Here is a 21,544-nt window from a genome sequence, read left to right as displayed (position 1 = left end):
TAATAAATCATATTGGTTTAATAGTTTCAAACCAAAGTCTTTGAAAGAAGAAAGGGCAAATGAAGGTACAGAGGATATCAAGAGTTATGCATGTGAGGAACAGATTGAGTATGAAACATCAGAAGTAAAGATGGATATCATTGATGGTAATATTGCAGTAATTCGTATGGAGAATAGAGAAAATAAAAATCTATTTACAACGAATATGCATTTAGGACTTTGGGATAAGATTAACAAAATTAATAAGCAAGATGATATTAAAGCAGTGGTATTAACCGGTTATGATAATTTGTTCTGTATGGGGGGGACTGATACACAATTAACAAGCATTGCTACACGGAAATCAAATTGTTCAGAAATGTCGTTTGTATACAAAGGATTATTGAAATGTAATGTTCCTGTAATATCAGCTATTCAAGGACATGCATTAGGTGGGGGATTCGTGTTAGGAATGTTTGCGGATATTATAGTGATGTCTAAAGAGAGTATTTACAGTACAAACTTTATAAAATACGGATTTACACCAGGTGTGGGAAGTACGTATATTCTTAAGGAGCGTTTGGGAGGTACTCTTGCAAATGAAATGATGTTTACAGCAAAATCGTTTACTGGAGCAGAGTTACAAAAAAGAGGAGCTTCATTCATTTTTGAGAATCAAGAGGAAGTATTACCAAAGGCAATCAGTATTGCAAGAATGTTATCAAAGAAACCAATAGAGACCTTAGTGGAGCTAAAAAAAGAACTGGCTTTAAGGGTACTGCAAGTGATTCCGAAAATTATTGAATCAGAAGTAAGGATGCATAATAATGTATTTTCAAAAATTGACGTGTCAAATCTTATTGAACATTATTTTAATGCTAATTTTGAAAAAATAGCAAGGGAGGAAAAAAAGTCGGAAAGAAAGCTTGTACTAAAGAATAAGGATTCTATGCCAGTGAAAATTAAACATGATAATAAAAATTAAAGCTTAGGATAGCTAAAAAGCAAGAGACAAGTGAAATAAACAAAGAAGACAATCAAAGTTCAGAAATTAAAGATAGTATATATAGTATTTTAAGTGAAAAACTGCATATACCAATACAAGATATTTCAACCAACCAACTATTTAGGGATTTAGGAGTTGATTCTATTAGTGCAGTTGAAATTATTCGTGATTTGAATGAACAATGGAACTTGTGTATGGATGCAGCAAGCATGTTTAATTATCCAAATATTGAAACTCTTTCTGAGTTTATTTGCACTGAACAGAAGAGAGAGCATTCCGATAGAATTGATCATTATGATCCAGATGATTACAGTAAATTTTTTAGCAGTAAAACATTGAAGAATCCGCAAAAGGAAGAATTAAAGAATTCAGAACAGCATCTAGTTAAAGTTAGAGAAAATAATCATGATGACGTTCAGTTGAGAGTAATAGAGATTCTTCGGAATACTTTACATATCAACAAAGAAGATATTGATATGAAAAAGTCATTAAATAGTTATGGGCTTGATTCCATCAATGTAATTGAGATCGTAAATAAGATAAATAAGGAATTTTTGCTGAATGAAGAGACAATTAGTGTTTATGATCATCCTACACTTGAAGAACTGGTAGAATACATAAAGAAACAAATTAAGAGTAAAGGAAGTAAAAACAAAATATTAATGCTATTGCACGCAAAAATTTTGGAGCATCCGCGGAAGTGAATAGTGCGTGGTTTCAATCGGTAAATAAAGAACAAATACAGGAAACGAACAAAGATAAAAAATTGGAAAATGTGTTGAATAAATTCAAAAAAGGTGATATGGATATAAAAGAAGTTGAATTGTATTTGGAGGATTTGCTATGAAATATACAGAGTTAAACAAGAGTGACATTCTTTCAAAGATAAAAAATGAAACGATATCAGTTGAAGAGGGAGTGGCATTATTAAAACAACAGAATAAGAAGAAAGTTAATATAAAGAATACAGATGTTGCAGTCGTTGGTATCTCAGCAGTAGTTCCAGGAGCAAAAGATATTGATGAGTTCTGGAGTAACTTGCAAAATGGTGTGGATAGTGTAAAAGAGACGCCAAAGAATCGTTGGAAACTTGCAAAAGATACGGTAAAAAATAGCAGACCGATTTGTAAGTGGAGTGGAGTTCTTGAGGATTATGATAAATTTGATCCTTTGTTTTTCAATATTTCTCCAATGGAAGCGTATACTATGGATCCTCAACAAAGATTATTTTTAGAGGAATCATGGAAAGCGATCGAGGATGCAGGAGTTAATCCGGAAAAATTATCAGGAGTAAAAGTGGGTGTTTTTGCTGGTGTTGCGCAAGGAGACTATTCACAAAATCTTAGACATAATAAGCAGAAATTAGATGCACTTACATTAAATGGAGGACAGAATTCTATATTGAGTGCCAGGATCTCCTACTATTTAAATTTGACTGGACCTAGTATCGCGATTGATACCGCATGTTCGTCTTCTTTAGTAGCTACGGACATGGCGTACAGGAGTATTGTAAATGGCGAATGTGAAATGGCGTTAGCCGGAGGAGTAAATATATTATCTACTGCTGATATGAATCTTATGACAAGCAATAGTAAGATGCTTTCAAGTGATGGTAAATGCAAGACCTTTGATAATAATGCAGATGGTTTTGTATTAAGCGAAGCAGCAGCAGTAGTTGTACTAATGTCCTTAAAAAAAGCAGTAAGTGAAAACTATTCTATTTACGGAGTAATTAAAGGAAGTGGAGTAAACCAGGATGGTAAAACCAACGGGATTACTGCACCTAGTGCAAAATCTCAAAAAAGGCTGGAATTAGAAGTATATACAAAATATGGTATTAACCCAGATAAGATTAGTTTGGTCGAAGCACATGGGACAGGCACTAAGTTGGGTGATCCAATAGAGGTTTCAGCTTTGACAGATTCATTTAGGAAATATACCAATCGCACAAAATATTGTGCGATTGGCTCCTCTAAAACGAATATTGGACATTGCTTAACAGTAGCAGGGACAATTGGACTTATTAAAGTATTGTTGTGTTTGAAACATAAAAAGTTGGTTCCATCACTACACTTTAATAAATTAAATGAGCATATTCATTTAGAGGGAAGTCCTTTCTATGTGAACACAGAGTATAAGAATTGGATCACAGAAGATGGAGGAAAACGATTAGCGACAGTCAGTTCCTTTGGACTAAGCGGTACCAATTGTCATATGGTAATTGAAGAATCGCCATATGAAAGTAAGTGTAGCAATCATCAGGAATATCAATTATTTACATTATCGGCAAAGACAAAAGACAGTCTTAAGAGAATGATTCAACAATTACTTGAGTGGTTAAATGGAAAAGAGCGCATAGAGTCATTAAATAATATTAGTTATACATTAAATGTTGGAAGAGCACATTTTGAGTACAGAGTAGCGGTCATCGCCAACGAAAAGAAACAGCTGATCAAACAGTTCTCTGATTTACTAACAGATGAGGGTAAAATAGACAAATCTATTGAAGTGGATGAGGAATTAATAAGCGTTCAACTAGACATAGACAATGTATTAAAAAAATTTCATGAGAAAGTGAAATCCACAGAACGAAAAGTATGTCTAGAGAAAATCAAGGAATTGTATCTAGATGGGAAGAATATACCTTGGGAGAATATTTATGAAGGAGAAGATTGTATGAGGATTTCTCTCCCTACGTATGTATTTATGAAGGAGAGATATTGGATTGATGAAATTGATAATGTGAATTATATATCAGAGAGTGTTTCTATGCATCCGCTTCTTACGAGTAATGAATCAACCTTTCAAGACACCAGATTTAAATTATCGTTAACAGGAAATGAAACTGTTCTTAGAGATCATAGAATCCAAGGAGAAAGAGTATTTCCAGGAGCAGCCTATATTGAAATGATAAGAGCTGCTGCAGAATTATCCGAGAAGCGAAAGGTATATGGAATCAAAAATATTATATGGCTGAATCCGATAAAAGTTAAGAAGGATTTGTTAGATGTATGGATTGATTTATCAAAAAAAGATGAGGATGTTGTATTTGAGATCTCTACACAAGAGCGAGAAAATGTAAAAATAATACATGCAACAGGTAAGATAAGCTATGAGACAGATGATAGTTCAGAGGATGTTGTCATTGAGGATCTTGATGAGATAAAAAGAAATGCGATGAAGAAATTGCCAATATGGAATCATATTATAGATTATTTGAGTCTACATTTGTGAACTATGGAAAACGCTTTCGAACAATAAGGAAGCTATGGCGCTCAGATAATGAGGTATTGGCTAGATTGGAAATAGAAAAGACATATTATCAGGAATCAGAAGCTTATGTCTTGTATCCGGGTTTGTTAGATGGCGCATTTCAAAGTACCATTGCACTAGGAAGTCTAATTGATAAAGAAAACGGAGTCTGCAATATACCATTTAAAATCGAAGATATATATATCCATGATAAAATTGAAAAGGAATGCTATGCCCATGTAAAATTCTCAAGAGATAGCTGTAAAGAATTCGGTGTAAAGAAATATGACATTAATATTCTGAACAAGTATGGTAGAACGTTAGTTGAATTAAGAGGAATTTTGTCCAGACCAATAAAGAAGCAGAATAATGACAATGGAATTCAAACAGAAAAACAAGGTAGTCTTGTAGCATATAAGAATGTCTGGAAGGAGAGTACATATAAAGAAAAGCATTTAAAACAAAAGTATCGTAGTTTTTGACATAGATAAAAACAATTATCTTAAGTTAAAGCAAAATATGCATAGTAGTAATTCTATTTATTTGGTGATGCCAGCAAGGGAATGTCATCAAGTGGATGAGTATGTATATGAGATTAACCCAAATAGCGAAAACGATTATAATAGATTAAGAGACAGTCTTTTAAAAAAGAATATGAAATCAATCTATATAATTAATTTATGGTACAACAAAAAGAGTTCAATTTATTTGACAAAAAGATAGAGTCTTGTGTATTACAAATGCATTATCTAACAAAAGCATTTATGGAATATTTAATCAGTAATAAAATTGCGATAGTAAACATGGTACAGAAAAGAGGAAATGACAGTTGTGCAAAATGGAACGCTATTAATGGTTATGGCAAGTCAGTAAAGCTTGAATTACCAAACTTAGTAATGAAATCGGTTATGGTTGACGAAAATACAGATCTGATTAAAGCAATAAAAAAAGAGTTCAGTTTATATGATAGTGGCAGTGCTATGTTTGACATTCGATATACAGATAATAGACGAATGATGAAAGTTATGCAAGAAATCCCGGTGGAAAAGCTGAGGCAATATGATAGTATGGTGAAAGCAAACTCTGTCTATGTCATTAGTGGGGGTGCTGGCGGCCTAGGTCTTCTATTTGCAGAATACATTTCAAGCAAGGAAATATCAACAATTTGTTTATTAGGCAGATCAGCATTATCTGAAGAAAAAAGAGTCGAATCCGTAAAATTAAGGCGAAAGGTTCTAATGTTCAATATATTCAGGTGGACATTACGGATAGAAGTAAGCTCAGAACGGAACTAAATAAAATAAGGAGTGCGTATGGAGAGATTAATGGAATCATACATAGTGCTGGTGTGATCAGAGATGCACTGATTATAAAGAAAACAGAAGATATGATACTGAGTGTAATACAACCTAAAATAAAAGGTGTAATTAATCTGGATGAATTAACGAAAGAAGATAATTTGGAATTTTTGTTTGTTTTTCAGCAATTGCATCAGTATTTGGAAATGTGGGACAATGTGATTACTCATATGCGAACAGCTTTTTGGACTATTTTATGGAAGAGAGAAAATCTCTTGTAAACAGAGGTAAGAGAAAGGGAACTTCAGTTTCAATAAATTGGCCTTTATGGGAAACTGGTGGAATGAAAATTGATAATGATACGAAAAAAAGGCTTTTACAACACCTTGGAATGTTAGCGTTAGATTCGAGTGATGGTTTTCAATTCTTTGAGTATTTACTAAATACACAAGGAGGTCAGTTTATGATTATGAATGGCATAAATGAAGCAATTAGAAACAACGTTAAAGTTGTAAACAATGAAAATCGGACTCAGGATATTTCTAATGAGAACGAGGACATAGAGAGTGATTTCTATGAATTCAGAAATAGGGTTGAAAAATACTTTATTAATATTATTTCAAAAGTAATTAAAGTGTCTGCTGAAAGAATTAAGCCAGAAGTTGATTTTGATAAATATGGAATTGATTCACTCATTATTATTAATATTAACGAGGAATTAGAAAAAGTATTTGGCAAATTATCGAGTTCATTGTTATTTGAATACAGCAATATACGAAAGCTATGCGCTTATTTCATGGAAGATTACAGAGAAAAATTAGTTGAATTAATTAGGATGAATAAAAAGAATAGTCAGAGCGATGAACAAAATTCTGAACCAGATATCAGAATAAGTAAAGGAAGAATTGATTCAATAGAGTATCAGGAGTCAGTGGATCACAATGATGATATTGCTATTATCGGAATAAGTGGAAAGTACCCAATGGCAGAAAATATTGAAGAGTTCTGGGAAAATCTAAAACAAGGAAAAGATTGTATAGAAGAGATTCCAAAAGAACGTTGGGATTATCGCAAGTATTTTAATCCAGATAAAAATAATAAAGGAACAACATATTCAAAATGGGGTGGATTTATTAAGGATGTTGATAAGTTTGATCCATTATTCTTTAATATATCACCAAAAGAAGCTGAATTAATGGATCCTCAAGAACGCTTATTTTTAGAGACGGTTTGGAACTGTCTGGAAGGATCGGGTTATCCTAAAGATAGGCTTGCAGGAAAAGATGTAGGTGTATTCGTAGGCGTAATGTACGGAGGGTATCAACTATATGGAATTGACGAGTGTAATAAAGGAAATATGATTGCGTTAAATTCATCATTTGCATCAATTGCAAATCGTATTTCTTATTACTTTGATTTGCACGGAACAAGCTTATCAATAGATACGATGTGTTCCTCTACGCTTACTGCATTACATCTGGCATGTGAGGATATTCAAAAAGGAAAGAATCATATGGCTTTAGTTGGAGGTGTGAATTTAATTTTGCACCCAAATAAGTATTTATTGTTAAGCCAAGGTAAATTTATATCAATAGATGGAAGATGCAAAACATTTGGTGAAGGTGGAGATGGATACGTACCAAGTGAAGGTGTGGGTGTTATTCTGTTAAAACTTTTAAGTGAGGCAGAAAGAGACGGAGATCAGATCTATGCAGTTATTAAGGGAACAGCACTAAATCATGGAGGAAAAACAAATGGCTATACAGTACCAAATCCGAATGCACAAGCAAAAGTAATTGAAAAGGCATTAAAAAAACAGGGATTGATCCTAGAACTATTAGTTATGTAGAAGCGCATGGAACGGGGACATCTCTGGGAGATCCAATTGAGATAACGGGACTCACTAAAGCATATCAATTATTTACAGATAGTAAACAATATTGTTCAATTGGTTCAGTAAAATCAAATATTGGACATTCTGAATCAGCAGCTGGGATTGCCGCACTTACAAAAGTAATTATGCAAATGAAAAATAAAACATTAGTTCCATCCATTCATTCTGATATAATAAATTCAAAGATTGACTTTAAAAATTCACCTTTTTATATTCAACATACGACTGAAAAATGGAATCGACCCAAAGTTATGATTGATGGGGAGCATGTTGAAATTCCAAGAAGAGCAGCAATTAGTTCGTTTGGAGCAGGAGGAACGAATGCACATGCTATTCTTGAAGAATATACGAAAAAGGATACAAAGCGTGATGAAGTAATTAGTGATGATCCTGTAATTATTATTATTTCTGCAAGAAATGAGCAGAGATTAAAGCTATATGTAAAATCTATTAGTGATTGGCTAGAGAATAAGAAAAATACTAAAGAAGATAATAAGTTCTTCTTTGCTGAGTTTAAGGAAACGTTGTTGAGAGAGCTTGCTGAATTATTAGGTGTAGAAGATAAACAAATTGATTGTGCAGAAAAATAAAAGGATACGGCGCAGGAAAGGTTGAAATAAATCATTTTATTGAAAAATTAAATAAGATTTATAGTATTAATATTGATCCGGAAATGTGCAGTGTTGAAGATTCGATTGACAGTATCACGGATTATTTATGGGAGAATAGGAAGAAAGATATTGTGATTCAATTGAATGATGCGAATCAAATAAGTGAAGATGAGTATCGATGCACACTTAGTAACATTGCTTATACATTAGCAGTAGGAAGAGAGGAAATGGAAGAAAGAATTGCTTTTTTAGCAGAGAGTATATCTGAATTAAAACAAAAATTAGATGAGTATAACAACGGCACTTATTCCAAAGAGGATATATATCATAGCAATACGAAGAAAAACAGCCTGATACAATGATTTTTGATAATAAAGATAGTCAGGAATTTTTAAGAACTATAGTAGAGGAAAAGAATCTTTCTCAAATTGCTAAGTTATGGGTTCAAGGAGCAAAATTCGATTGGACAAAACTGTTTAATGAGACACAATCGAGAATTATTAATGTTCCAACACATCCGTTTGTTAATAAAAGATATTGGATTGGAAGTTATAACCATGGAGAAATAGCTGAGAAAGAGAGCAAAAAGGTGATACCTACTCAAACAATAGAAAGAGTAGATACAGAATTATCTCAAGTTCCTTCAGAATGGTTAGATAATATAAAGGAAAGAGTGCGTTTATGGGAGAAAAAAAGTGAATCTTATGATGGAGATGAAGTCTGTCTGAATATTATTGAAGATGCTATAGCAGTTGTGACCTTAACCGATCGGGAGAATACAAATACATTCTCAGACAAATTGGTTATGAGTCTGGTAAATAAGTTTAATAAAATCAATACAAATCCAAATATTAAAGCAGTCATAGTAACTGGTTATGACAATGTTTTCTGTATGGGAGGGACACAGAAACAACTTATTGATATATCAAATCAGAAAAGTAAATTTACAGATACACCATTTATGTTCCTTGGTTTATTACAATGCAATGTACCGGTAATTTCAGCGATACAGGGACATGCATCAGGAGGTGGATTATTATTTGGATTATATGGAGATATTGTTGTCATGTCCAAAGAAGGTGTCTATAATGCTGTGTTTACAAAATATGGATTCACACCAGGAATGGGTGCAACGTTTATATTAAAAGAAAAACTTGGTGGAAATTTGGCAACAGAGATGATGTACACAGCAAAATCTTTTAGAGGTGAAGAATTAGAAGAGAGAGGTGCTTCGGTTATCTTCCGTCCTCAAGAGGAAGTATTAAATAGTGCCATTAGAATAGCAAAATTAATAGTAGATAAACCGATACATTCGTTAAAGATCTTGAAGAAAGAATTGGCTACACATATTAAAGAACAGCTATTGAAATATATTTATAAAGAAGAAAAGATGCATGATCTTACCTTCAACCAGCCAGTTGTAAAGGAAAGAATTATGCGTTATTACAAAATCGGTAAGACAACAGAAAATACAAAAATAAATTAACCTTAAAGAAAATGCAAGGTAAAACAAACAAAATAATGATGTAGTGGTTAATCAGATAATGACGGTAATCCAAAAATCTTACATTTGGAAGAGGATTCTTTGGATATCAATATGGGATTTAAAGATATGGGAGTAGATTCAATAAGTGGACTCGAAATTGTTAGAGAAATCAATAAAGTCTTTAAACTTGAACTTGATTCAATTATTATTTATGATTACCCAACTATTGGTGAATTAGCTAATTATATTGAAGAAATAGTAAATAAAGAAGTACTGGCATCCTTACCGAAGAATTTGAAAGCAGATAGTCATGTCTGGGGAATAAAGAAGAAAAGTCTCTCATTGAAAAAAGATAGCAAACATAATGATAACGAAATAGTTGATAAGAAGATTGAGACAGAGTACAATAGTCAATCAATAGTTGAGAGTGTTACTAATATTGCAAAAGAAATTCTCCACATAAGTCAGGATAAAATTGAAACAGAAATTGGGTTTAAGGATTTAGGTGTAGATTCCATTAGCGGTCTTGAAATTATTAGAGAAATCAATAAAGTCTTTAAACTTGAACTTGATTCAATTATTATTTATGATTACCCAACTATTGGTGAATTAGCTAATTATATCGCAGGATTATTAGATCACGAAGAAATAGTAATTAAAGATGCAACACAGACTCAAGACAAGCCTAAAGAAAAGACGCATGGAGTTTGGGAGATTAACAAGAAAGGGCAACAATTTGTACAAAAAATTCAAGATCGTGAGTCGATTAAACAAAGGATTAGGAGTATTGTGGGGAAGATTCTGAATATTCCTTTAGATGAAACTATTGCAGATTCGCAGTTTAAAGAATTGGGCGTAGATTCTATCAGTGGCATTGAGATTATTCATGATATTAATAGACAATTTAAAATTGATTTAGATACAATTATTATTTATAATTATCCAACGATCGAAGATTTATCTGAATATATCGCAAATAACTGTAATGTATTACAGTTAAAAACCCCTGTAGAGAAAGTAAAAGAGGAACACAATTTAGTGAGAGCTAAGATGGTCTTGGTGAAAAAGGAAAGTAAAAAAGTTGTTATGGAAGAGAAATCCCCTAATAAAATTGGATTGAAACTAAAGAAAAAAGCAATAGTTCAACCTGAAAAGAAAGAAGGTATAGATGTAAAGAAAACAGAAAACAATAATTCTAAGGAAAGAGATGGTATCGCAGTAATTGGAATGTCTGGGCGATTTCCAGGTGCAAAAAATTTAAGTGAGTTCTGGGATAATTTATGTCAGGGAGTATGCAGCATTAGTGAAATACCAAAAGAGAGATGGGATAATAGCAAGTATTATGAAACTGATATTACAGTCCCAAACAAAACATATTGTAATCGAGGTGGCTTTCTTACCGGTATAGATGAATTTGATCCTTTATTCTTTAATATATCACCTTTGGAAGCTGAATACATGGATCCTCAGCAAAGAATATTCTTAGAGGAGTCATGGAAAGCATTGGAGAATGCTGGATATGCAGGAGATTCGCTCTCCAATATAAAATGTGGAGTTTTTGTAGGTACAACACAAGGCGACTATAGTAAAAAAATGAGTGAAGTAAACCAAAACAATACTGCTGAAGCATTTGCAGGGATGTCATCGTCTATTCTTGCTGCAAGAATTTCTTATTTCTTGAATTTAAAAGGGCCAAGTATTTCTATAGATACAGCTTGTTCGTCCTCATTGGTTGCTATACATCAGGCGTGTCAGAGTATAATAAATGGCGAAAGTGATATGACATTAGTCGGAGGCATAAGGATTATGCTTACACCGGAACTCTTTTTGCAAACAAGCAAGATGCAAATGTTATCTAAATCAGGAGTATGCAGACCATTTGATAGAGATGCAGATGGGACAATACTTAGTGAAGGTGTTGGAATAATTGTATTAAAATCATTACAGAAAGCAATAGAAGATGGAGACTATATTTATGGAGTAATCAAAAATTCTGGTATAAATCAAGATGGAAAGACAAACGGTATCACTGCTCCAAGTGCACAATCTCAAACAGATCTGGAGTTAGAGGTTTATAAAAAAGGAAATATAGATCCTAAAGATATTACATTTATTGAGACACATGGAACAGGAACGAAACTGGGGGATCCGATTGAAGTAAAAGCATTGACAGAATCATTTAGAAAATATACATTGAAAAGACAATTTTGTGCCATTGGTTCAGTAAAGTCTAATATTGGCCATACAACAATGTGCGCAGGAGTAGCGAGTATGATAAAGATGCTGTTATGCCTTCAACATAAAAAGATAGTTCCTACGGTTAATTTTGAGATATCAAATAACTTGATTAATTTTAAAGACTCGCCGTTTTATGTCGCAGATAAATTACAAGATTGGAAAGTGTCGGAAAATGAGAAGAGAATAGGTGCAGTTAGTGCGTTTGGTATGAGTGGAACGAATTGTCATATTGTAGTTGAGGAGGCACCAAAACAGGAGTATTAAGAAAAGAATATTGTAACGAAAATATTTAAATGATACGGTAAATTAATTAGGGAGGAAAATACATGAAGCAACAAAAGGAAGACAATATTTGGTATTTAATAACGATATCAGCTAAGACAGAAGAAGCTTTACATGCTAATAGGAAAAAACTATTAGCATGGTTTAAAACAGAAGGTCTTCAATATAATATGCAAAATATTCAATATACATTTTTGATTGGAAGGAGTCATTTCCAAAAGAGATGTGCTTTTGTTGTAAGAGATCAAGCGGATATCGTAAATAAGTTAGAGGAGTTGTCTAGAAATAAACAGGTTGAAGGGTATTATTGTAGTAATGACAATGAAAAAGTAACAGAAGAAAGAGAAGTGGGTGAAAAGCTTCTATCAAGAATTGAAGAAAAACATAAAAAAGGAATTGAGGTGGAAAAGGAAGAATTACTTTCACTGGCAGAGCTATATGTTCGTGGTTATGATATTGTAAAAGAGAAGATTTCTAATGGAGTTAAATGGAGGCGTGTACCAGTTCCGACTTATGTGTTTTCAAAAGAAAAATATTGGATCAAGGAAAATAAAAATACCAAGAAGGAGACTAAAGGAAAGCTTCATCCCTTGGTAGATTGTAATTGTTCTACATTTGAAGAAGAGGCATTTTCAAAAACTTTTACAGGTAATGAATTCTTTCTACGGGATCATCGTCTAGGAAGAGAAATGGTTCTGCCTGGAGTAGCTTATTTAGAAATGGTACGTGTGACAGCAGAGCTTGCAAGAAATGATATAGAGGTTATTTCAATAGAGAATATAGTATGGTTAGAACCAATCCAATTCCAAAAAGATGCGAATAATAAAGTTAAACTTACTTTATATCCAATTAAAGATGAACAGAACAAAGCTAGGTTTATAGTGACAAGTAGTAGTGAAGCGGGAAAAGAAAGGCTTCATTCTCAAGGTGAAGTAACATACGGCGAAAAGCAACTGTATGGAAGTGATAATTACTTGGATATACAGAATGTATACGAAAGATGTAATAATAGAATAACAAAGGAAGAATGTTATCGGCAGTTTGCAAGTAGAGGATTAAATTTAGGAAACACATTTCAATCGATTCTTGAAATTCAAAGTATTGATGATACAGAGGCCATTTCAAGGATATGTTTGCCGAATGAGTTAAGTAATACAAAGGACATGTTTTTGCTCCATCCATCTTTACTAGATGGCTCATTACAGACAGTCATTTCTCTTACAGGTACACTAGATGCCAGCGAGCAGGAATTATCACTACCGTATGCTATTGGCAAAATTAGAATTTTACGTCCTTTCACGGCAAGATGTTATGCTCATGTAACGTCAAGTGATATTGAGGATAATGCAAAAGATAAGGTTAAGAAGTACAATATAGATATCGTAGATGAGAACGGGAATCTATTAATACAGATTAGTAATTTTTCATTAAAAGTACTACAAACACAGCAGGTATCCAATGAAAAATATATTGAGGATTTATATTATATCCCAGAGTGGAAAGAAGAAATAATTCAAAAGAAGAGTACAGGTATTGAGAAAGATAAAGTAATTCTTCTTTTTGATAATAATACCGCTTTAAGAGAAGAAATGAAGAATAAAGGATATAAAGTTATTCTAGTAATGCAGGGAGATGCGTATAGAGAAATTGCATTAGATCAATATGAGATCGGATTGGATAATGAAAACGAGTATAAAACGTTAATGAAGAGCTTTAAAAATAGAGGTATTGTACCTGCACATATTATTTATAATCATGGATTCTATAAAGCTAAATTAAATATAGAGTCTAAAGACAATGAAGTTTCTGGAATAATTAAATCTGTACTCTTTTTGACAAAAGGCTTAATTCAAAAATATTCAAATATAAAAATTAAATTTTTATATTTATATGAAAAATCACAAAAAACAAAAATGGTAGCAGAAGCTACAGGTGCATTATTAAAAACAATTTGCCGTGAAAATCCATCATATCGTTTTAGTTCCCTTGGTTTATCCAAAAACTTAACACTTTGCGAGAAAGTAGAGATTGTAAATAATGAGTTTGGTGAAATGCAATCGGCAAGTTTAGAAGTTGTATATGATAAAGAAAAACGTTATTGTAAGACGCTTATTGAAACGAAATTAGCAGAAAACGACAATGGAGAGTATTTAAGAGATAATGGAGTTTATATCATTACAGGCGGTATGGGTGCATTAGGCCAGAAAATAGTAAGTTCATTTATGAGAAAGAAAAATGTGAAGCTCTATTTATTGGGAAGAACAAAGAAAAATAAAGCAATCGAAACACGCATAGATGAATTGTGTACGAATGGCGGGGAAATAAAGTATTTGTCAGTGGATTTAAGCAATAGTGAGAGTGTGAAAGCATGTATTAGGATAATAAAAGAACAAATCAGTACAATTAATGGTGTTGTATACTGTGCTGGCATTAATCAAGATGCGATGATACAGAATAAAACAAGTAAACAAATTGATTCTGTATTAAAAGCAAAAGTATATGGTGTTATGAATTTAGATAGAGCATTAAAAGCAGAACCACTTGATTTCTTCTGTATGTTTTCTTCTATTGCAGCTATATTTGGGAATCCGGGTCAGGCGGATTATGCATTTGCAAATGGATATATGAATGGGTATGCTTGCTTTAGAAATAGCTTAGTAGATAACGGAGAAAGATTTGGTAAAACCTGCTCAATCAATTGGCCATTATGGAAAAATGGCGGAATAACGGTTGGTGAAGAAATAAGAAAATATTTTGAAAATACAATAGGAATTCAAACATTAGAAGATAATATTGCGATGCAAATGTTTGAAAAATGTATGCGAAATATGAAGGAAATTGTTTTGATTATTCGTGGAGAACGCCAGCAATTCAAAAATATTATGTCAATGATTTTTCCATATGATCAGAAAGAAGATATAGAAAACAATAATAATATAGATGTATCCATAATCATTAAGGATGCGTTATGTGATTTATTACAGAAATTGCTAAAGGTTAAGAAAAAAGATATCCATCTAAAAACGAAATTAAGTGAGTATGGATTTAATTCATTGACTTTTACTGAGTTTGCAAATATTCTAAATTCCGAATATGATCTGAATCTTACACCAGCCCTGTTCTTTGAACATTCTACATTAGAGTCATTGAAAAATTATTTATATAACAATTATAAAGAAAAATTTTCAGAGAAAATAAAGGAAAGCAAAAAAGTTGAAATTAACAACGATGTGGTAAAGAAAAAAAGTTTACTTTCAATAGACTGAAAAATATCGAACAAGAAGTAGAACCACAGAAAAAGGAAATAACACAGGAAGATGAAATTGCAATTGTTGGTGTCAGTGGAATTTTTCCGAAATCAGATGACTTAGATGAACTATGGGATAACTTGGTTGACGGAAAAGATTTAGTCTCTGAGATCCCACAGGACAGGTGGGACTGGAAGAAATATATTGTAAATTCAAGTACTAGCGAAGAAATGTTGTGTACAAAATGGGGGGGATTTATGAATGATATCAAAGGATTTGATTCATCATTTTTTGGAATTGTTGCTCGTGAGGCTGAAAAAATGGATCCTCAGCAAAAATTATTTCTTGAAACAGTTTGGAATACAATTGAAGATGCCGGTTATAAACCATCTGATTTCTTGGGCAGTAAGACAGGTGTCTATGTTGGGGTAGCAACATCTGACTATAACGAAGTACTTAGAGATAACTGTGAGGAAATAGATTCATATACTTCAACAGGATTATCACACTGTATTCTTGTGAATCGAGTATCTTATTTACTGAATTTAAAGGGACCAAGTATTCCGATTGATACAGCATGTTCAAGTTCTTTGATTGCAATTCATCAAGCAGTACAGGGAATTCGCAATGGTGATTGTGATATGGCTATAGCAGGTGGTGTAAATGTAATTTCATCTCCTATGTTGCATGTATCATTTGGAAAAGCAGGAATGTTATCTGAAGATGGAAGTTGTAAGAGTTTTGATAAAGATGCCAATGGATATGTTCGCGGTGAAGGAGTGGGTGCAATTCTACTTAAAAATTTAAGACAGGCAAAGAAAGATAAAGATCATATTTATGCCGTAATTAAGGCAACAGCAGTTAATCATGGCGGATATGCAAACACATTGACGACACCGAACCCAAAGGCACAAACAGAAGTGCTTGTTAATGCATACGAGAAGGCAAATGTTGATCCGACAACGATATCCTATATTGAAACACATGGAACAGGTACAAAATTAGGAGATCCAATAGAAATAAATGCTCTTAAAAATGCGTTTGGAATATTATGTTCAAAATGGAATAAGAAAGTTAAAACGTGTCATTGCGGACTTGGAACCATCAAGAGTAATATGGGACATTTAGAAGCAGCAGCAGGAATAGCAAGCACTATAAAAGTTTTATTAGCCATGAAAAACGCTAAAATACCTGCAAATTTACATTTCAATCAGCTTAATCCTTATATAGAGCTACAAAAAAGTCCTTTTTACATTGTAGATAAGAACATGGTTTGGAATAATCATTTCGATGAATCTGGAAATAAAATACCAAAGCGCTCAGGTATAAGTTCGTTCGGTTTTGGCGGTGTAAATGCGCATATTGTATTAGAAGAGTATATGGAGGAAGAACAGGAAGAAAATTTAAAGAATGAAGTAATTATTGTATTGTCTGCGAAGAATAATTATATGTTAAAGAAATACGCGGAGAAGATAAATTATTTTATCACGAATAAAACAAACCATAGTATTAGCGATGTATTAACAGAGCAATTATTAGAAATTGTAGCAGATTTATTAAAAGTTGATGTAAAAGATGTAGGAAAGAATATAAAGTTTCAAGAGTATGGTGTAGACTATGCATGTTTAGCAGATATACGCGAAAAAGTAAATCAATTATTCAAAATAGATGTTAATTTATCTAATGTTTTACAGAGTAATTCCATTATCGAATTATCAACTCACTTGTATAACGACTTTGAAGATAATATAAAAGAATATTATAAACAAAGTTCTAAAATAGGTGAGATATCACTTAGAAATTTTGCATACACATTGCAAATAGGTCGTGAAGAGTATAAATATAGAATTGCATTTACTGCAAAAAGCTTTGATGACGTAAAACGAGCGTTGACACAATATACGACAAATACCGATTTCGGTAAAAATATACATTATGGAGTTGTAGAAATGCATACTGAAGATGATAATCAGGAAGAAGTCGGTATATTGAAAGAGACTAATCCGGAGAATATTATTAATCTTTGGATTAAGGGAAAAGAAATAGATTGGTCTTCATTATATAGTGAACATAAACCCAAAAGAATAGCTTTGCCACCCTATCCATTTGATAATCAGTATTATTGGTTTGACCGTTTCAAGAAGAAACAGAAAACAGCATATAAGGAATCTGCAACTGGTATTATGGAGTGGGAACCGATAGAAGAAAAATCAAAATTGGCAACATCAATTGAGATGAATGCAAAAAATTATAATGGAAATGAAGTTACATTAGATATTGTAAATGATGAAATTGCTATTGTGACAATGTGTGATATTGAGAACAGAAATATGTTTAGTAATCAATTAGTTTATGGATTGATATCTAAATTTAATGCAATAAATAATAATAGCAATATTAAGGTAGTAATAATAACGGGGAGCAACGGTATATTCAGTATGGGTGGTACACAAGAACAGCTATCGGGAATTGCAAATAAAACAAATAAGTTTTCAGATATACCATTTTTATATAGAGGACTATTAGAATGTAAAGTGCCTGTTATAGCAGCAATACAAGGACATGCTTCTGGTGGAGGAATGTTATTTGGATTGTATGCAGACATCATTATAATGTCTGAAGAAGGTATATATTCAGCTTCTTTTACCAAATATGGATTTACTCCAGGAATGGGAGCAACGTGCATATTAAGAGAACGTTTTGGCGTAAGTTTTTCGACAGAGATGATGTTTACTGCAAAGTCATATAAGGGATCTGAGTTAAGAAATCGAGGAGCTTCTGTGCTATTTACTAAGAAAGAAGAGGTTTTGAATGAAGCATTATCACTTGCATTCATACTTTGTGAGAAGCCAAGAGAAACCTTGATTACTTTGAAAGAAGAATTAGCATCAAAGATTTTGGAACAGTTACCTAATGTAATAAAGAGAGAAGAAACAATGCATCGAAAAACGTTTGTTCAACCTGAGGTCAAAAAAAGGATAGAAAAGTATTACAAAAATAACAAGGTGGAAGATAATAATAAAAATGAAGAAGAAATAAAGCTTGAGATTACTTCGATAGATGAATTACTTCGGGCAATCAGTGAGGGGAAAATATCGCCAGAGGAAGCAGTTCAATATCACTTCTAATAAGGTTATAGGAAGATGGTGTAGAAATGAAATTAAATGAAATTGAGATTTATCAAAAACTTGCATCAAAGGAAATATCATATGATGAGGCAAAAGAATTTCTTAGATTATTACATAAAGGTTCAGAAACTGTCAGTAAAAATGAGAATAAGCTAGAAGAAATAAAGCAACAGATAATTGATATTATGAGACAATTACTTCATATTGAAAAAAGTGAATTAAATATCAACGAAAATTTGAAAGAACTTGGAGTAGACTCAATTAATGCTGCAGAAATCGTTTATGAAATGAATAGAGTATTCGGAACAAATCTTGATACGACAGTGATTTATGATTATGTTACAATTGCAGCTTTGTCAGATTATATATACAGCCTTCAATCTAATCGATTTAAACAAAATGGGGAAAGGGTTTACGAAAAGGATGTGACTTGTAAAGAAGAAAGTCCTATAAAAAAGGATACTATGGAAATAATTAAGAACGAAATTGTTGAAATTGTTGGAAAAGTGCTACATATTGAACCAGAGAAGATAGATATAAATATGAGTTTTAATGATCTTGGAATTGATTCAATTAATGGGGTTGAAATTGTAAAAGCAATAAATGACAGCTTTAAAACTAATTTAGATACAGTTACACTTTACGATTATTCAACTATAATCGACTTGTCAAAACATTTGATTATGGAAATTGACAGAAATAGTAAGATTCTGAATTCTAAGGATATGGTACAGTCGAAAACAAAAGCGGTAAAAGGAATTGAAGGAAACTTGAGAAAAAGAAAGACTCCTCCCTTTCAATTAAAGACAGTGAGAAAACAAACAATTCCACATATTGCAGCAAATTCTGCAACAAATAGAATTGTTTTAAAACAAAAGCAGTCATCTGAAGAACAAGCAATTTCATTAGAAGATACATTAAGAAAACACAAATAAAAAAATCTCAAATGGAAGATATTGGTGATATTGCGGTAATTGGTATTGCAGGTAAGTACCCTGAAGCAAACAATACAGAAGAACTATGGAAAATTTAAAAATGGGGAAAACTGTATAAGTAAAATTTCTGAAAATAGGTGGAAGGAAGAGAAAAATAGTGAGCCCTATTATGGAGGCTTTATGAGTGGTATCGATAAATTTGATCCATTATTCTTCCACATTACGCCAATGGAAGCTGAATTAATGGATCCGCAACAAAGAATATTCATGCAGCAAGCATATGCAGCATTAGAAGATGCCGGCTATTCAGAAAGAGCATTATCGAAATTGAAATGTGGAATATATGTGGGTGCTACGCAGGGCGATTATGCCAATCTGTTAAAAAAATCTAACCAATACAATTCTGCATATGCGTTTACAGGATTAAATACATTTATTTTAACAGGTAGATTATCTTATTATCTTGATCTCATTGGGCCTAATATGTCAATTGATACGGCATGTTCTTCTTCTTTAGTGGCGATAAAACAAGCATGTGATAGTCTCAGACTTAACGAATGCGATATGGCAGTTGCTGGAGGAATACGTTTAATGGTAACTTCAGATTTGCATAAACAACTTGAAGAACTTGGGATGTTAGCGGAAGATGGAAAGTGCTATGCACTTGATGAAAAGGCATCGGGAATGGTACTTGGAGAAGGTGTTGGTGTTATAGTATTAAAAGAAAAAGTGATGCATTAAGAGATGGTGATCATATTTATGGTGTTATAAAAAATTATGCTGTTAATCAGGACGGAAAAACAAATGGCATGCTTTCTCCAAGTGTACAGTCTCAATTTGAACTAGAAAATGAGGTGTATGATAAGTCAAAAATAAATCCTGAATCAATAGGATATATTGAGGCGAGCTGTACCGGAACAAAGATGGGAGATGCAATTGAATTAAAGGCATTAAATAGAGTATTTAAACAATATACCAATAAAGAAGGCTATTGTGCCATTGGAAGTATAAAGGCGAATATTGGTCATACAACAATGGCTTCCGGAGTCATAAGTATTATAAAAGTATTATTGATGCTAAAGCATAAGCAATTGATTCCACAAATCAATTTCAATGAATTGAATACACAAATCGACTTATCTAGTAGTCCATTTTATATTAATACAAAAATTAGAGAATGGGAGACAAACGGAAATCAACCAAGAAGGGCAGCAGTAAGTTCTTTTGGCATTAGTGGAACAAATTGCCATATGGTATTTGAGGAGAATCTAACGCCTTCACGAAAGAGTACTCGGATGTTACCCTTCTATTTGGTTGTTTTATCAGCAAAAACAAAAACCGCATTGGAGCGAAAGAAAGAAGATTTAAAAGCTTGGTTAAGAAACGATGGAAAAGACGAGAAACTATGCGATGTTGCATTTACATTGTTAAATGGACGAAGTTTTTTTGAAGAAAGAGAAACTTATGTTGTGTCCAATATAAATGAATTATTGAATAAGTTAGAAAAGAATAATAAAATCATAAACGATAATGATGTTAAGACAACAGAATTGGGCAACCAACTAATAGAAGAACTAAGTAATTATAACAAGCAAAACGATGTTTATAAGAGGAAACTGGAAAAATTAGCAGAATACTTTGTACTTGGGTACGAAGTAAATTGGGATAAGCTATATGAAGATTGCGGGTATTGTAAACTTTCATTGCCTACGTATCCATTTGATGAATCTGTATACTGGGTAAGTTGCGAAGCAGAAGAGAAAAATGAGGTTAGAGTTTCTGTAAATAATTATTTACATCCTATGATACATAGAAATACTTCAACAATATATGAGCAGAGGTTCTATAGTATGTTTACAAGAGAAACAAGTTTCTTACGGGATCATATGATTAATGGAAAGATGGTTTTACCAGCAGTGTCCTATTTAGAAATGGCAAGAGCTGCAGGATCTTTTAGTCTAGAAAAAGAAGTAACCACTATAAAAGATTTAATTTGGTCCAGTCCTTTTATCCTTGACAAAGAGAAGAAAGAAATAGAAGTCTCGATTTCTCCATCAGATGATATAGATGATATATTAGAATTTGAGATTTCGAGTGTAAATAATGATGAAAGTTCGACAGATATTTATTGTCAAGGAAGAATTGTAACTGAGTCAGAAAAACATTAGAAGAGTCAGGCAGATACTC

Annotated in this window: 14 protein-coding genes and 2 pseudogenes; all 16 read left to right on the top strand. The window is 32.5% G+C overall.

The features are described 5' to 3' along the window. Positions 1–40: 40 nt before the first annotated feature. The 16 genes and pseudogenes from SRT_RS10760 (at position 41) to SRT_RS11035 (ending at position 21,525) form a co-directional block, all read left to right on the top strand. Complete coding sequence (locus tag SRT_RS10760) at positions 41–964, top strand: polyketide synthase (RefSeq protein ID WP_223213911.1); 924 nt, start codon at positions 41–43, stop codon at positions 962–964. Positions 965–972: 8 nt separating this feature from the next. Continuing rightward, the gene (locus tag SRT_RS10755; RefSeq protein ID WP_420011486.1) at positions 973–1,689 is read left to right on the top strand and encodes an acyl carrier protein; all 717 of its coding nucleotides are present in this window, start codon (positions 973–975) and stop codon (positions 1,687–1,689) included. 139 nt (positions 1,690–1,828) lie between these two features. Continuing rightward, on the top strand, positions 1,829–4,219 hold the full coding sequence (locus SRT_RS05380) for a type I polyketide synthase (RefSeq protein ID WP_128833321.1): 2,391 nt from the start codon (positions 1,829–1,831) through the stop codon (positions 4,217–4,219). After that, positions 4,180–4,719, top strand: coding sequence for a polyketide synthase dehydratase domain-containing protein (locus SRT_RS11120; protein ID WP_128833320.1), 540 nt, complete (start codon positions 4,180–4,182; stop codon positions 4,717–4,719). Before SRT_RS05380 ends, SRT_RS11120 begins: the two co-directional genes overlap by 40 nt. Positions 4,720–4,756: 37 nt before the next feature. Further along, positions 4,757–4,960, top strand: a complete 204-nt coding sequence (locus tag SRT_RS11345; protein ID WP_353511576.1) for a hypothetical protein — start codon at positions 4,757–4,759, stop codon at positions 4,958–4,960. Beyond that, positions 4,918–6,360 (top strand): annotated as a pseudogene (locus tag SRT_RS11340) (KR domain-containing protein). The gene SRT_RS11345 and the pseudogene SRT_RS11340 overlap by 43 nt, the downstream one beginning before the upstream one ends. Before the next feature lie 10 nt (positions 6,361–6,370). Further along, a pseudogene (locus tag SRT_RS11335) lies at positions 6,371–7,536 on the top strand (beta-ketoacyl synthase N-terminal-like domain-containing protein); the annotation flags it as partial. Positions 7,537–7,560: 24 nt separating this feature from the next. After that, a complete protein-coding gene (locus SRT_RS10495; protein WP_197702783.1) occupies positions 7,561–8,019 on the top strand; it encodes a ketoacyl-synthetase C-terminal extension domain-containing protein in 459 nt (152 codons plus the stop codon). Then, positions 8,004–8,402 carry a KS-MAT linker domain-containing protein gene (locus tag SRT_RS05350; RefSeq protein WP_128833317.1) on the top strand — a complete coding sequence of 133 codons (399 nt, stop codon included), beginning with the start codon at positions 8,004–8,006 and terminating at the stop codon, positions 8,400–8,402. Before SRT_RS10495 ends, SRT_RS05350 begins: the two co-directional genes overlap by 16 nt. Further along, positions 8,399–9,526: a polyketide synthase gene (locus tag SRT_RS05345; RefSeq protein ID WP_128833316.1), complete on the top strand. Its 1,128-nt coding sequence runs from the start codon at positions 8,399–8,401 to the stop codon at positions 9,524–9,526. The genes SRT_RS05350 and SRT_RS05345 overlap by 4 nt, the downstream gene beginning before the upstream one ends. Positions 9,527–9,610: 84 nt before the next feature. Continuing rightward, positions 9,611–12,028 carry a beta-ketoacyl synthase N-terminal-like domain-containing protein gene (locus SRT_RS05340; RefSeq protein ID WP_223213910.1) on the top strand — a complete coding sequence of 806 codons (2,418 nt, stop codon included), beginning with the start codon at positions 9,611–9,613 and terminating at the stop codon, positions 12,026–12,028. 62 nt (positions 12,029–12,090) lie between these two features. Next, positions 12,091–15,312 carry an SDR family NAD(P)-dependent oxidoreductase gene (locus tag SRT_RS10750; RefSeq protein ID WP_223213909.1) on the top strand — a complete coding sequence of 1,074 codons (3,222 nt, stop codon included), beginning with the start codon at positions 12,091–12,093 and terminating at the stop codon, positions 15,310–15,312. After that, positions 15,309–18,422, top strand: a complete 3,114-nt coding sequence (locus SRT_RS10745; RefSeq protein ID WP_308417629.1) for a beta-ketoacyl synthase N-terminal-like domain-containing protein — start codon at positions 15,309–15,311, stop codon at positions 18,420–18,422. The genes SRT_RS10750 and SRT_RS10745 overlap by 4 nt, the downstream gene beginning before the upstream one ends. A 26-nt stretch (positions 18,423–18,448) precedes the next feature. Beyond that, positions 18,449–19,357, top strand: coding sequence for an acyl carrier protein (locus SRT_RS10740; RefSeq protein ID WP_223213908.1), 909 nt, complete (start codon positions 18,449–18,451; stop codon positions 19,355–19,357). 39 nt (positions 19,358–19,396) lie between these two features. Beyond that, positions 19,397–20,098, top strand: a complete 702-nt coding sequence (locus SRT_RS10735) for a beta-ketoacyl [acyl carrier protein] synthase domain-containing protein (RefSeq protein WP_223213907.1) — start codon at positions 19,397–19,399, stop codon at positions 20,096–20,098. Between the two features lie 68 nt (positions 20,099–20,166). Next, the gene (locus tag SRT_RS11035) at positions 20,167–21,525 is read left to right on the top strand and encodes a CurL C-terminal domain-containing protein (protein ID WP_252120203.1); all 1,359 of its coding nucleotides are present in this window, start codon (positions 20,167–20,169) and stop codon (positions 21,523–21,525) included. The last annotated feature ends 19 nt before the right edge of the window (positions 21,526–21,544 follow it).

The sequence above is a fragment of the Streptococcus troglodytae genome, from assembly GCF_002355215.1.
Taxonomy (GTDB): domain Bacteria; phylum Bacillota; class Bacilli; order Lactobacillales; family Streptococcaceae; genus Streptococcus; species Streptococcus troglodytae.
The sequence above is the reverse complement of the archived record's forward strand: the minus strand, read 5'-3'. Positions and strand labels throughout refer to the sequence as shown.